This window comes from Flavimaribacter sediminis, from assembly GCF_019492055.1.
GTDB lineage: Bacteria > Pseudomonadota > Alphaproteobacteria > Rhizobiales > Rhizobiaceae > Flavimaribacter > Flavimaribacter sediminis.
This window is the reverse complement of sequence record NZ_JAICBX010000003.1, coordinates 629,087-643,734: the sequence shown is the minus strand read 5'-3', so window position 1 is coordinate 643,734 and position 14,648 is coordinate 629,087. Positions and strand designations below refer to the sequence as shown.

General features: G+C 59.7%; 11 protein-coding genes. 8 read left to right on the top strand and 3 right to left on the bottom strand.

Annotated elements, in window-relative coordinates:
- Positions 1 to 66: 66 nt before the first annotated feature.
- Both K1W69_RS18690 and K1W69_RS18685 read left to right on the top strand, forming a co-directional pair.
- Entirely contained in the window at positions 67 to 3,543 is a 3,477-nt protein-coding gene (locus K1W69_RS18690) for an indolepyruvate ferredoxin oxidoreductase family protein (RefSeq protein WP_220229930.1), read from the top strand.
- Positions 3,544 to 3,627: 84 nt separating this feature from the next.
- Positions 3,628 to 5,964, top strand: a complete 2,337-nt coding sequence (locus tag K1W69_RS18685; RefSeq protein ID WP_220229929.1) for a putative bifunctional diguanylate cyclase/phosphodiesterase — start codon at positions 3,628 to 3,630, stop codon at positions 5,962 to 5,964.
- Positions 5,965 to 5,976: 12 nt separating this feature from the next.
- On the opposite strand, the gene K1W69_RS18680 is transcribed toward K1W69_RS18685, so the two are convergent.
- Positions 5,977 to 7,263, bottom strand: coding sequence for an MFS transporter (locus K1W69_RS18680; protein ID WP_220229928.1), 1,287 nt, complete (start codon positions 7,261 to 7,263; stop codon positions 5,977 to 5,979).
- A 389-nt stretch (positions 7,264 to 7,652) separates the two neighbouring features.
- On the opposite strand from K1W69_RS18680, the gene K1W69_RS18675 reads away from it, so the two are divergent.
- The 5 genes from K1W69_RS18675 (at position 7,653) to K1W69_RS18655 (ending at position 11,804) form a co-directional block, all read left to right on the top strand.
- Entirely contained in the window at positions 7,653 to 8,381 is a 729-nt protein-coding gene (locus K1W69_RS18675; RefSeq protein WP_220229927.1) for an N-acyl amino acid synthase FeeM domain-containing protein, read from the top strand.
- Between the two features lie 143 nt (positions 8,382 to 8,524).
- Positions 8,525 to 8,749 (top strand): aa3-type cytochrome c oxidase subunit IV, encoded by a 225-nt coding sequence (locus tag K1W69_RS18670; RefSeq protein WP_220229926.1) that lies wholly within the window; start codon positions 8,525 to 8,527, stop codon positions 8,747 to 8,749.
- A gap of 79 nt (positions 8,750 to 8,828) precedes the next feature.
- Positions 8,829 to 9,980, top strand: a complete 1,152-nt coding sequence (locus K1W69_RS18665) for a Re/Si-specific NAD(P)(+) transhydrogenase subunit alpha (protein ID WP_220229925.1) — start codon at positions 8,829 to 8,831, stop codon at positions 9,978 to 9,980.
- Entirely contained in the window at positions 9,980 to 10,399 is a 420-nt protein-coding gene (locus K1W69_RS18660) for a proton-translocating transhydrogenase family protein (RefSeq protein WP_220229924.1), read from the top strand. Before K1W69_RS18665 ends, K1W69_RS18660 begins: the two co-directional genes overlap by 1 nt.
- Positions 10,400 to 10,409: 10 nt before the next feature.
- Complete coding sequence (locus K1W69_RS18655; RefSeq protein ID WP_220229923.1) at positions 10,410 to 11,804, top strand: NAD(P)(+) transhydrogenase (Re/Si-specific) subunit beta; 1,395 nt, start codon at positions 10,410 to 10,412, stop codon at positions 11,802 to 11,804.
- Positions 11,805 to 11,888: 84 nt separating this feature from the next.
- On the opposite strand, the gene K1W69_RS18650 is transcribed toward K1W69_RS18655, so the two are convergent.
- Positions 11,889 to 12,728, bottom strand: a complete 840-nt coding sequence (locus K1W69_RS18650; RefSeq protein WP_370688271.1) for a tetratricopeptide repeat protein — start codon at positions 12,726 to 12,728, stop codon at positions 11,889 to 11,891.
- A gap of 109 nt (positions 12,729 to 12,837) precedes the next feature.
- A complete protein-coding gene (gene rpsU / locus K1W69_RS18645) occupies positions 12,838 to 13,062 on the bottom strand; it encodes a 30S ribosomal protein S21 (RefSeq protein WP_220229922.1) in 225 nt (74 codons plus the stop codon).
- Positions 13,063 to 13,390: 328 nt separating this feature from the next.
- Here rpsU and K1W69_RS18640 point away from each other — a divergent pair, with 328 nt between their 5' ends.
- Positions 13,391 to 14,644: a sarcosine oxidase subunit beta family protein gene (locus tag K1W69_RS18640; protein ID WP_220229921.1), complete on the top strand. Its 1,254-nt coding sequence runs from the start codon at positions 13,391 to 13,393 to the stop codon at positions 14,642 to 14,644.
- Positions 14,645 to 14,648 lie beyond the last annotated feature (4 nt).

Below are 14,648 nucleotides of genomic sequence, written 5' to 3'. Positions count from 1 at the left end.
CACGCACAGCGATCGATTGCTTTTATTCGCCGTGAAATAGAATTACTCTAAGCGACGGAGGATTCGATGACAGCACATGACGTAACGCTCGACGACAAGTACGATCTGACAAAAGACAGGATTTTCGTCACCGGATCCCAGGCGATTGTTCGGCTGTTGCTGATGCGCAAGGAACTGGACCGACGGGCGGGTCTCGACACAGCCGGCTTCGTCTCCGGCTATCGCGGATCGCCGCTCGGCGGCCTTGACCAGCAGCTTGCGCGCGCCGGGCGAAAACTCGCAGAATCCGACATCGTCTTCCAGCCGGGCATCAACGAGGAACTCGCCGCGACCGCGTGCTGGGGAACCCAGCAGGCCGAGCTTGACGGCCGTGGCCGCTTCGACGGCGTTTTCGCCTTGTGGTACGGTAAGGGACCGGGCGTCGACCGGACGGGCGACGTCTTTCGCCACGCCAACCTAGCCGGCAGTTCAAGGCATGGCGGCGTTCTGGCGCTGATGGGCGACGACCATACGGCGGAATCCTCCACCAACGCCCACCAGACGGAATTCCAGTTCGTCGACACCATGATCCCGATTTTCAATCCGGCGGGTGTCCAGGAAATCATTGATTACGGCCTGTACGGTTATGCGCTGTCGCGCTTCGCGGGAACCTGGGCGGCGCTGAAATGCGTGAAGGATAATGTGGAGTCGACCGCTTCCGTGGAGGCGGGCCTCGATCGGCTGAACATTGTTACGCCGGAATTCGACATGCCCGCGGGCGGCCTGAACATCAGGCCGGGAGAACTGGATTTCATCGGCCAGGAAATCCGGTTGCACGAATACAAGCGGCAGGCCGCAAGCGCCTTCATTCGCGCCAATCGCCTCAATCACATCGTCTATTCGGGCGGGCGCAGTCCGAAGCTTGGCGTCATCAGCGTCGGCAAGAGCTTCCTCGACGTGCGCCAGAGCCTGGAAGATCTGGGCGTCAACGAGCGCGAAGCCGAGAGGATCGGCCTGCGCCTGGTCAAGATCGCGACGCCCTGGCCGCTCTCGCGCGAGGATTTCCTTCCCATGGTCGACGGTCTCGATATGGTGATCGTGGTCGAGGAAAAGCGTTCCCTGATTGAAGCGCAATTGCGCGAAGAGCTCTATGGCGCCGGCCAGCAACCGGTCATCGTCGGCAAGAGGGACGAACACGACAACTGGCTGTTTCCGGTTCGCGGCGCGCTCGACCCCAACGACATATCGGTGGCCATCGGCGAGCGGATCCTGCGGGTAATCGGCCATTCGGAAAAAATCGACGCCAAGGTCAAGCGTATCCGGCAGTTCCAGGCGATGCTTGCCGATACGGCGGACATCGCCCAGCGAACGCCTTATTTCTGTTCCGGATGTCCGCACAACAGTTCGACAAAGGTGCCGGACGGTTCGACGGCGGCGGCCGGGATCGGCTGTCATTTCATGTCGATCTGGATGGATCGCAACACGCAGGGCTTCACCCAGATGGGCGGCGAGGGCGCGCAGTGGGTGGGGCAGGGATTGTTCTCCGACCGAAAGCACATTTTCCAGAATCTCGGAGACGGCACCTACAATCATTCCGGCCTTCTGGCGATCCGCTTCGCGCTGACGTCAAAGATCAACATTACCTACAAGATCCTTTACAATGACGCGGTCGCCATGACCGGGGGACAGACGCATGAGGGCGGGCTCACCGTCGACGCGATTGCGCGACAGGTCCGCGCGGAAGGCGTCGACCGGATCGCGCTCGTGTCCGATGAACCCGACAAGTACCCGCAGGGCATGGATTGGCCGGATCGCATAACCTTCCATCACAGGTCGGAACTCGACGCCGTCCAGCGGGAGCTGCGCGACATTCCGGGTGTGACGGTGCTGCTCTACGACCAGACCTGCGCCGCCGAAAAGCGTCGCCGGCGCAAGCGCGGCGCCTTTCCGGATCCCGACAAGCGGGTATTCATCAATGAACTGGTTTGCGAGGGATGCGGTGACTGCGGCGTTCAGTCGAACTGCGTTTCCGTACAGCCGGTAGAGACCGAGTTCGGGCGCAAACGCCGGATCGACCAGTCAAGCTGCAACAAGGATTTCTCCTGCATCGAGGGTTTCTGTCCGTCCTTCGTGACGGTGCACGGCGCCAGACTGAGAAAAGCGGAAGGGCTTGCCCTGACAAGCGATCCGCTTGACGGCGTGCCCGCGCCTTCGATCGCTCCGATGGACGCCGGCTGGGCCTGCATCATCACTGGCGTCGGCGGAACAGGCGTCGTCACGATCGGCGCCATTCTCGGCATGGCTGCGCATCTGGAGAACAAGGGTTGCGGCATGATCGACATGGCCGGTCTCGCCCAGAAGGGCGGCGCGGTCTTCTCGCATGTGCGCATCGCAGACCGTCCGGAAGACATCCATGCGATCCGGGTGCCCGCCGGCAAGGCCGATCTTGTGCTCGGCTGCGATCTTGTCGTGTCCGGGTCGCGAAAGGTTCTGGCGGCCGTTCGAGAGGGCGAGACCCGTTTTATTGCGAATATCGCGGAAGTCATGCCTGGCGATTTTGCGCGCAACGCCGATTACCATCTTCCGACCGAGCGGTTGAAGCGGGCGATCACGCAGGCGGCCGGCGAGGAAAACGTTGCTTTCTTCGATGGCTCTAACGCCGCAAACAAGCTGTTCGGCAATGCGATCGCCGCCAACATGTTCATGCTGGGAATGGCGGCGCAATCGGGTTCGGTTCCCCTTGCCGCCGATACGATCGAGGAGGCGATCCGGCTGAATGGTCAGGCGGTGGACATGAACATACAAGCGTTTCGCTGGGGACGCAGGGCTTCGGTCGATCCGGATCATGTCCGGTCTCTGATCGAGGACGCCGACAGGCCTGCGGAAGAAGGCGGCGAGACGGAAGATCTGCAGCAGATGATCGCGCGCCGCAGCGCGTTTCTTCACGCCTATCAGAATGCCGCCTACGCCAGCCGCTACCGCTCGAAGGTCGCTGCGATCGAGGCGGCGGAGACCGCTGTCGCAGGACAAGCCGGCCCCCTTACCGAAGCTGCGGCCCGGGCGCTTTTCAAACTGATGGCGATCAAGGACGAATACGAAGTTGCGCGGCTCTATTCGAATGGCGATTTCAGACGTCAGCTGGAGCGTCAGTTTCAGGGATGGGACAGCCTCGAATTTCATCTAGCGCCGCCGCTGCTTGCGCATCGCGATGAAAAGGGGCGTCTGAAGAAGCGCAGTTTCGGACCGTGGCTCATGAAATTCTATCCGCTTCTCGCCGGAATGCGCGGCTTGAGAGGCACGGCGCTGGATCTCTTCGGATATCAGGCGGAACGACGCGAGGAGCGCCGCATACTCAAGGACTATGAAACGCTTCTTGACGACGTGGCGGGCGGTCTGGTCGCCGGAAATCTGGAGGCCGCAGCAAGATTGCTCGCCTACCCGCTGAACATTCGCGGCTATGGCCATGTCAAGAAGCGTTCAATCGAGGCGGCTGAGAAGGAAGCCTCGGAGCTCACGAGACTTTTCGACGGAGAACCCGTTTCGACGAATATTGCCGCTGAATAAAGTCCGGATTGGGGGTTCACAGCACATAAAAGCTTCCTTAATTCTTTTAATTTACTGTTGAGCCGAAAATAAATGGCATCACAGATGACGGCAAATACAGACGGCGACATCCCGACAGATGTGTATCTGTCATTCGTGCGATCGCTATTCGGCAATCGCATGACACTGCGCGCCGGAATGATCGCGCACGTGGTGACGTGTCTCCTGATCTATCTCAAGGTCAGGGACCCGGCTTACCTGGTATTCGCCGGTCTGATTTTCCTGATCTTCGTTGGCCGCAATCAATCCTTTCACAGATTCGATGAAGTCGAGTTCTCCGTTAACGATCCGGCGACGATCGCCCGATGGGAGCGCATCTACACGATCGGGGTCGGCCTTCTGGCGCTGACCGTCGGCTGCATGACCGGCTACAGTTTCTTCTTTACGCGTGACAATTTCGCCGAACTCGCCTCCCTGTCGATCACAATGGGCTCGATGGTGTCCGTGGTGGGAAGGAACTTCGGTTCGAAGCGCATTGTCGACATCATATCCATCAGCGCCTGCGCGCCGTTTCTCATCGCGCTTTTTCTGCGCGGCGACCTGTTCATGGCGTTGCTCGGCCTGCTGATCATTCCCTTGATCCTGACGACGCGGTCCATGGCCAACGGCGTGCGCGAGTTTCTCTATGACAATGTCATGGCGCATCGGGAATTCGCCAAGATCGCCGGGCGCTTCGACACCGCGCTCAACAATATGCCGCATGGCCTTTTCATGCTGGACAAGGACAAGCGCATCGTCGTGGCCAACCAGAAGGCGGTTGAATTGCTGGGCCTCCGGGACGGCGTGATGCTCACCGGGCATACAATCAACGCAATACTGCGCTACGGCGTCAAACAGACATTGCTGACCGAGGAGCGGGCCGACGTCGTGCGTTCGCAACTTGAAAGTCTGCTAGAGGGACGAAAGTCGCGTGCGCTTCTGAAATTCGCCGACGACCGGTATCTGGAATTCACTGCGAAACGACGAAGCAATGAAGGCGCTGTTCTGATCTTCGAAAACGTGACGGCCCGTATCCGCGCGGAAGAGAAAATCATGCACATGGCGCGGTACGACCAACTCACCGGTTTGCCGAACCGCGCCTATTTCGCCGAATTCGTCGAACAGAACATTCGCGAAATGCCGGACGACGAACGCTTCGCCCTCGTCGTTCTCGATATCGACGACTTCAAACACGTGAACGACACCAGCGGTCACATGACCGGAGACCGGTTATTGTGCGCGCTCTCGGCGCGGCTCACGGGGCTTGCCGACGACACCATGACGCTGTCGCGCTTCGGCGGCGACGAATTCGTCATCTTCGTCCGCAACGTCAAGGACGAGGCGCATGTCGATCAGCTGATGACGGAGTTGTTCGACAGCCTGCGCGGAACCTATCTGATCAACGGCAATCGCCTCTTCGTCAGCCTGAGCGCCGGCGTCGTCGTGGCGGCGAAGTCGGAATCGCGCCTGGATCATCTGCATATCAAGGCCGACCTCGCCCTCTATGAAACCAAGCACAACAACAAGAACGGCTGGACGATCTTCGCCGAGGACATGGACGAGAAATATACGCGCCTGCAGAAGATGAAAGCGGCGCTGCGGGATGCGATACGCACGAAATCCTTCTCCGTCGTCTACCAGCCGATGTTCGCGGCCGGCACGATGGCCGTGGCCAGCTGCGAGGCGCTTTCGCGCTGGTATCACCCGGAATTCGGGTCAGTGTCTCCCGCAACCTACATTCCCCTTGCCGAGGAGATGGGCGTCGTCGGAGAACTGACGCGGCATATGCTGAACGTCGCCTGCCGGGATTGCGCGAACTGGGGCGACGATGTCGGCGTCTCGGTCAACCTGTCCGCCAATGATCTGCGCAACGAAGACGTCGTCGATATGGTTGAGGGGGCTCTCAAGGCCTCAGGTCTCGAAGCTTCGCGTTTGCAACTCGAAGTGACGGAAAGCGCGTTCGTTCAGGACATGTCCGAGGCCAAGAGGGTTCTGGAGAAGCTTCGCGAAAAGGGCGTCGTCATCGCCATCGACGATTTTGGCACCGGATATTCCAGCTTGAGCTATCTCCATCTGCTGCCGCTCAACAAGGTCAAGATCGACCGGTCCTTCGTTTCGGACATCACCGGCAACGAGCAGACTTTCAAGCTTCTCAAGGGCATCGTTCATCTCTCCCGGGAACTCGGCATGGAAGTCGTGATCGAGGGCGTGGAGACCGAGGAACAGTTGCAGTTGATAAGAAGCAGCAATTGCGCCGAATTCGTTCAGGGGTTCTTCTTTGGCGTTCCGGTGCCCTATGGAAGCATCGCCGAGCTTATTTCGAGCATTTCAGGGCGGGATCGCAAACAGCGGGCGCCCGCTGAAGCGGCTCTTGCCGAAGACAAGCGTCATTCCGTCGAATAACGCCATTGACGCCTATCCGCTGATTGCCTTTGCATCGTCCGGCGCGTCGTCCAGTTTCGCGACATAGGCGTAGCGAAAGAACATGACGGACGCGAGCGGCGGCAGCAGCATCGTCGCAAGCATGGCGTATCTGAGCGACGCGCCGTCATCAGCCGATATTCCCAGTTGTGCAAAGATATCGCTGAGGACGCCTATGGCTGCGGGCACGCCCCCATAGGCGATGAGGGATGTTGCGAACATGATGACGGCGATCGCCGTAGCGCGAACGGCCTGGTTGGCCACCCTGTGCATGCAGGCCATGGAGGGACCGAAACCTGTCGCCGAAATGAAGAAGGCGGCGAAGAGGCAGGGGTAGGCGATGGAGAGATCCGCGCCCAGATAGATGGGCAGTAGCGGAACAAGCGCCAGCGCGCAGGACATGCCGGACCACCAGAATTCCCAGCGGGCGTCGCGCTTCACCAGAAACTTGATGATCAGGCCGCCGCCAAATGTTCCGGCGATAAGGCCGAGGCCCAGGAAAGCGCCGCCGACCCGGGCGAATTCTTCCGTGGAAATACCGTAGGTTCTTTGAAAGAACGCGGGAATCCAGGTCGCCGCGCCCACCATGGTGTAAAGCAACGGAATGGCGATGATCAAAGCCTGTGTTTCGCGACGCTTGAGCATTGCGCGCACATCGCTGAACGACAGCGCTTCCGATGCGACGAAGCGACGCTCCGGGCGTGGATCACGCAGAAACAGAAACAGCATGGCCACCGGGATGGCGCCGAACAGTCCGAAGGCGACGAATGTCATGCGCCAGCCAATCTGTTCCAGCACGAGGCCGCCAAGCAGCAGGCCGACCAGCGTGCCGACGGTGCCGAAACCGGTAAAGAGAGAGATCATCATCGCCCGGTCCTTGACCGGCACGGTGTCGGAAATGATTGATTGGGAGGCGGGAACGCAGCCTGCTTCTCCGACGCCGACAGCCACCCGGCCGGCGAACATCTGAAGAAAGCTGTAGGCGAAACCCATGGCGCCGGTCGCCGCGCTCCAGATCATTAGGGCAAGGCCAATCAACCGGACCCTGTTCCAACTGTCGGCGATTCGCCCCGCCACCAGTCCGATCACGGCATAGGAAACGGCGAACGCAATGCCTCCGAGAAGCCCCATCTGGCTGTCGGAAAAATTGAGTTCAGCCTTGATCGGCTCCACCATCAGCGAAAACAGCACCCGATCCATCTGGTTGACCAGATTGATCGTGCCGAGAATGGCCAGTACGAGAGCCGGCTTCTGCAGTTTGCTGACGCCCCCGCCAGTCATGTTTCCTAACCCCTGATTGCCACAATCGTTGCGCATTGTTCGCGGCGCCGAATCACAGTTTCGCCGCACGCGACGCTGTTGGTCAACGATGTCGAACGGGCAATAGCTTAAAGTGTTGAAAAACGACTGGTTTTGAACCGGTCAATAACAGTTTGATTGTGTCGCGCTGGACGTTCGTGTTTGCGTCTTATGTAAATCGTTGACGGGGATTACTATTCATGTGTGCGTAACGTCGATGCAAGTTGCAACCTGACAATTTTCACTCCGGCCATTCGAAATGCATAATTAACCTTAACATGAATTCTCATTCGTTAGAGAATTGTTAAATCTTTATTAAATAAAATCACGCTGGTAGCATTTACCAGTTATTTACCAATTCAGGGGCGCCGATGGACAAGACGAGCAAACAGTCCGTCTTTAACGAAAAGTTGCTCGGTATTCTCGATAAGGTGGAATATCGCAGAATTTCCTACACCGAAGACTTCGAGGACATCGCCCGGCTACGTAGAAAGGCTTTCCTGGCCGCCGACATCATGCCGTTCCTTGGCGACAGTGCCGTTGACGCCTACGATTTCGATCCGCAAGCCTATGTCTTCGGCGTGTATTACGACGAAGAACTCGTCAGCACCGTGCGCATCCATCACGTCACGCCGGATCATCGCACAAGCCCCGCCAGGAAGGCGTTCCCGGAGGTTCTCGATCCATTGCTTGACGCAGGCAAGACAATTATCGATCCGGCGCGTCTCGCAGCCGATCCCGCCATTGTCAGGGAAATTCCCGCCATACCCTATCTGACGCTGCGCATAGCCACCATGGCGACGGACTACTTCAAGGTCGACCATTGCCTGGCGTTCGTCAAAACAACGCATGAGGCGTTCTACACACGCGTGTTCGAAGCCTATCGCCTGCTTCAGCCCCAGTACAACTGGAACAACTACAATGTTGATGCGGTTTTGCTGTCCGTCAACGTTCCAGCGACCCTGCCGCGGCTCTACACGCGGTTTCCGTTCTTCCGCTCGCAGCTCTTTGAACAGAAAATGATGTTTGCGCCGCACGAGGAGCAGGAAATCCCGCCGCTCACAATCCGGCCCACCGCCAAATATCTGCGCGCCGCATAACAGGGGAAAGACGCCTTGCCCTGTGCCATGCCTTTCGTGTATGCGAAGGGTCTATTCTACGGGAACAGGCAAGATAGACTGGCGTATCCAGCTCCTGTCCGGACCGTCCCGACGCATGCGGTTACTTTGCAGGGAGCATCTTCATGGCTGAAGAATCGACCGGGCCGGTGGAAACCGGCGCTGATATGGATTACGCAGAACACCAAAAAACCTACGAGGGGTTCCTGAGCGTCTCGAAATACGGAACCATGGCCATCATCGCGATCCTCCTTGGCATGGCGATCGGCTTCTTCACGTCGGCGGGCTTCATCTTTTCCTCGCTTCTCACGATCGTTCTCATCGTTATCGGCGTCATGCTTCTGAGATGATGGCAGCAGGACGTGTGCGGACGGTTGGCGAAAGCCTGCCTCGGCGTTCTGGCATGTCGTAAACACCGGGGAGAGAAACTTGGCCAGTATTGTATTCGTTCCGAAAGAATCGACTTCCGGCGAGAGCCGCGTGGCGGTTTCCACAGACACCGTCAAAAAGCTGATCGGACTGGGATTTGACGTCTCCGTACAGAAGGGCGCGGGACTTGAGTCGCGCATTCCGGACGAAGAATACGCCGCCGCCGGCGCCAAGCTCGTGACCGCGACAGGCGCAAAGACCGCGGATGTGGTTTTGAAGGTCGCCTGTCCGACGGACGCCGAAATCAAGACCTACAAGAAGGGCGCAGTGGTGATCGCGACCCTTGACCCCTATTCGAACGACAAGGCGATTGCCGCCATGGCGAAGGCGGGGATCTCGTCCTTCGCCATGGAGCTGATGCCGCGCATAACCCGCGCGCAGTCGATGGACGTCCTGTCGTCACAGGCCAATCTGGCCGGTTACCGCGCAGTCATCGACGCAGCGCACGAGTACGACAGGGCCATGCCGATGATGATGACCGCGGCCGGCACGGTTCCCGCCGCAAAGGTTTTTGTCATGGGGGCGGGCGTCGCCGGTCTTCAGGCGATCGCCACCGCGCGCCGTCTTGGAGCTGTTGTTTCGGCGACCGATGTGCGCCCGGCGGCGAAAGAGCAGGTGGCCTCGCTCGGCGCAAAATTCATTGCGGTCGAAGACGAGGAATTCAAGGCGGCGGAAACCGCAGGCGGATACGCCAAGGAAATGTCGAAAGAATACCAGGCCAAGCAGGCGGCGCTGGTGGCCGATCACATCGCCAAACAGGATATCGTCATAACGACGGCGCTGATACCGGGCAGGCCGGCGCCAAGACTGATTACGAAAGACATGCTCAAGGCGATGCGGCCGGGCTCGATTTGCGTCGATCTGGCCGTTGAGCGCGGCGGCAATGTCGAAGGCGCGAAAGCCGGTCAGGTGGCGGAGGTCGAGGGTGTTCGTATCATCGGCTACAACAATGTGCCCGGTCGCGTCGCCGCCAGCGCATCGCAGCTCTATGCGCGCAATCTGATGGCGTTTTTTGCAACCCTGGTGGACGCTGAAACCAAGACCGTTTCGATCAATACCGAAGACGAACTGGTGAAAGCGACGCTGCTGACCCATGATGGAAAAGCCGTTCATCCGAATTTCGGCGGAACCGCAACAGACGGAGGAGCATGATGGCCGATACTGCACTCGACAAGGCCCTCGACAGCCTGGAGGCCGCGGTTGCAGGCGTGCGCGACGCTGTCGCCGGTCTTCCGGCCGCGGCTGAAACAGCCGGAGCCGCCGCTCACGCGGCAAGCGACGGCGTGATCGACCCGTTCGTTTTCCAGTTCGCCATCTTCGTGCTCGCGATCTTCGTCGGCTACTACGTGGTGTGGTCGGTTACGCCGGCGCTCCATACACCGCTGATGGCGGTTACGAACGCCATCTCTTCCGTGATCGTTGTCGGCGCGCTTCTCGCCGTCGGCATATCCGCAAGCGGGCTCGCCACTGGTTTCGGCTTCATCGCCCTGGTGCTTGCCTCGGTGAACATATTCGGCGGCTTCCTGGTCACCCAGCGAATGCTCGCCATGTACAAGAAAAAAGAAAAGTGAGGGCTGTCGAATGACTCCAGGTTTCGCGGCTTTCCTTTACCTCGTTTCAGGCGTTCTGTTCATTCTCGCCCTGAGAGGTCTCTCGCATCCCACCACCAGCCGCCAGGGCAACATCTACGGCATGGTCGGCATGGGGCTGGCGATCGTCACCACCCTGACGCTGACATCGGCGGGCTGGGGCGGTTTTCTGCTCATTATCGTCGGCATTGCGCTTGGCGGCGGCGTTGGCGCCTATGTCGCGCGCAAGATCGCCATGACCGCCATGCCGCAACTGGTCGCCGCCTTCCATTCGCTGGTCGGACTGGCCGCCGTCATGGTCGCCGCAGCTGCGATCTATGCGCCTTCCTCCTTCGGGATCGGCGCCGTTGGCGAGATACACGCACAGGCCCTCATCGAGATGTCGATCGGGGTGGCCATCGGCGCGATCACCTTCACCGGATCGATCATCGCCTTCCTGAAACTTGACGGACGCATGTCCGGCAAGCCGATCATGCTGCCGATGCGGCATGCGCTTAACGCCGGCCTCGGCATCGCCATCGTCGTGCTGGTCGCGGTCCTGGTGGCGACCGAAAGTCACGGCGTTTTCTGGCTGATCGTCATCCTGTCGCTGGCTCTCGGCGTGCTGATCATCATTCCGATCGGCGGAGCCGACATGCCCGTCGTCGTATCGATGCTCAACTCCTACTCCGGCTGGGCAGCCGCCGGCATCGGTTTCACGCTCGGCAATCTGGCGCTGATCATCACCGGCGCGCTGGTGGGGTCTTCCGGCGCGATCCTGTCCTACATCATGTGCAAGGGCATGAACCGGTCATTCATTTCGGTGATTCTCGGCGGCTTCGGCGGCGAGACCGCCGCCGCCGCAGACGACGACATCGACCGTTCCGTCAAGCTTGGCTCGGCTGAAGACGCCGCGTTCCTGATGTCGAACGCCTCCAAGGTGATCATCGTTCCGGGCTACGGCATGGCCGTCGCCCAGGCGCAGCACGCGCTGAGAGAACTCGCCGATCTGCTGAAGGAAAAGGATGTCGAGGTCAAATACGCCATTCATCCGGTGGCTGGCCGCATGCCCGGACACATGAACGTGCTCCTGGCGGAAGCCAATGTGCCGTATGACGAAGTATTCGAACTCGAAGATATCAATTCCGAGTTCGCACAGGCCGACGTCGCCTATGTCATTGGAGCGAACGACGTGACCAATCCGGCTGCGCGCGACGATCCGTCATCGCCGATCTACGGCATGCCGATCCTCGACGTGGACAAGGCCAAGACCTGCCTCTTCGTCAAGCGCTCGCTCGGCTCCGGTTACGCCGGCATCGACAATACGCTGTTCTACAAGGACGGCACGATGATGCTGCTCGGCGACGCCAAGAAAATGACGGAAGACATCGTCAAGTCGATCGACTGACGCCAAGCCATGCATCGACCCGCGCGCCGGCGCGGGTCGGACAATGCGTGCGCCTTTCTCAAAATTGTCGAGAGCGAAAACCGGTCAGCTGACCCGGGCGAGGCCGTCCTTGGCGGGCTTGTAGTCTGGATCGAGCCGCGCCGCATGGGCGTAGGACCGCTTGGCCTTCGTCAACTCGCCGCGCTTTTCGTACACCAGACCCTGATTGACCCAGGCCTCGGCGATCGTCTTGTCGAGATCAAGCGCCTTGTTGATGTCGGCGAACGCATTCTCGTCGTCGCCCTGGGCCAGATAGGAGAGGCCGCGATTGCTGTAGGGCAGGGGCGCGCTCGGCGACAGCGAAATGGCTGTCGAGAAATCCTCGATCGCCAGCTTGTGCTGGCCGCGCGTCTGATAGATCAGGCCGCGATTGTTGTAGGCGCGGGGATCGGTCGTATCGAGATTGATCGCCGCCTGGAAATCGTTGAACGCGTTGTTGGTCTGGCCGGCCTGGCGATACATGTTGCCGCGGCCGATATAGGCGACGTCGTACCTGGGATTGATCCGCAGGGCCTTGTTGTAATCGTTCGAGGCGGCCGACAGGTCTCCCATGCCGCGATAGACAAGCGCGCGATTGGCGTAGGCCTGGTAATAGTTCGGATCTATCGCGATGGCCTTGTTGAAATCCGCCAGCGCCTTGTTGAACTCTCCGGCCCGGCCATAGGCGCTGCCGCGCGTATTGTAGGCCTTCGGATCGTTGGGATTGTTGCGGATGACGTTGGTGAGCGAGGAGATGTTCTCCTGCGTTCCCTGAGCCTCGTCGATGCTGATAACCTCGACCGGACCGGTCGTCGTACAGCCGGCCGCCGCAAGCATGGTCGATGCGGCAAACAGCAGGGCTGCGGCTTTCAGGCGTCCTTCAGCTTTTCGATGGATGGCGTTCACCCGGGATCCCTGTTCAATCGTCTCTCAATGCCGCTTGTCAAAAAGGGCGGCGGCGAACGTGTCGCCCCGCCCAGCAAAACGCGCAAAAACGTTTGAATGATGGCAGGCTTCAGCGACTGCTTCGACCGCCGAGCAGACCTTCGCGCTGCGCCCGCTTGCGGGCCAGCTTGCGTACGCGACGGACGGCTTCAGCCTTTTCGCGCGCGCGCTTCTGAGAGGGTTTCTCGTAGAAATCCCGCATTTTCATTTCGCGGAAAATGCCTTCGCGCTGCATCTTTTTCTTCAAAGCGCGGAGCGCCTGGTCTACATTGTTGTCGCGGACAAGTACCTGCACCTTAGTCACGTTCCTTCCGGTTGATGTTCAGCGGCGCGGCCGCGCGAACAGTCGAGATCTATCGAAAAAAATTAGGACAAATGCCTACTTCGCGAAAGTCTGAAGACCTCACGGTTGCGCTGCCTGTACCAGAGTTGCGCGCTCAAGTCCATAGCTGGCCTTTGTAATCGGCAAGTTTGGCTCAAATTTGTCCGCCTGGAAGACAATGACGGAAATTGCGCGGCGCTGAACGTCGCAAAGAAAGCATCATGGCTCCGCCAAATCTGCGAACAGAAGCATAGCCTGGCCGAAACAGGATCGGCCGTGAGACCGGGAGTTCGACGTATCGATGCGGAAATACTCGATTTTCGCCGTCGCGCGCGAGGCAATGCGCGGACACAAGGGCTGGCCCAAACAGTGGACCTCGCCCGAACCGAAGAAGCAATACGACGTCGTTATCATCGGCGGCGGCGGGCACGGTTTGGGAACCGCCTATTATCTGGCGAGCAAACATGGCGTCCGCAATATCGCGGTGCTGGAGAAGGGCTGGCTCGGCGGCGGAAACACCGGGCGCAACACCACAATCATCCGCTCCAACTATCTCTATGACGAGAGCGCCGGTCTCTATAATCATGCGATCAAGCTGTGGGGCGACCTCAGCCAGGAACTCAATTACAACGTCATGTATTCCGCGCGCGGCGTGATGATGCTCGCCCACAATGTGCATGACGTGCAGGGCGCTCAGCGCCACATCCACGCCAACCGGCTGAACGGAGTGCAAAACGAGTGGCTGACGCCCGAGCAGGCGAAGGCCTATTGCCCGCCGCTCAATATTTCGCAGACGGCGCGCTATCCGGTCATGGGGGCCGCACTGCAACGCGTCGGCGGCGTCGCGCGCCACGATGCTGTCGCCTGGGGTTATGCGCGCGGCGCGTCGGACCTCGGCGTCGATATTATTCAGAATTGCGAAGTCATGGGAATCAAGCGCGGCTCGAACGGCGCCGTGGAAGGCGTCGAGACGACGCGCGGCTTCATCGGCTCGAAGAAGGTCGGCGTCGTGGCGGCCGGTCACAGTTCGGTCCTGATGCAGATGGCCGGCGTCCGAATGCCGCTCGAGAGCTATCCGCTGCAGGCCCTGGTGTCCGAACCCGTCAAGCCGGTGTTTCCCTGCGTCGTCATGTCCAACACGGTGCACGCCTATATCTCCCAGTCCGACAAGGGCGAACTGGTGATCGGCGCGGGCACCGACCAGTACACCTCCTATTCCCCGACCGGCGGACTGCACATTATCAGCCACACGCTGGATGCGATCTGCGAGATGTTTCCGATCTTCACGCGCATGAAGATGCTGCGCTCCTGGGGCGGCATCGTCGACGTGACGCCGGACCGGTCGCCGATACTGGCGAAAACGCCGGTGCCCGGCCTCTACGTGAATTGCGGATGGGGAACCGGCGGTTTCAAGGCGACGCCGGGATCGGCCGATGTGTTTGCGCATACGATCGCCAATGACGCGCCGCATTCGATCAATGCGCCATTCACGCTGGAACGCTTCCGCACCGGAAGACTGATCGACGAGGCCGCCGCGGCGGCCGTGGCTCACTGAACGA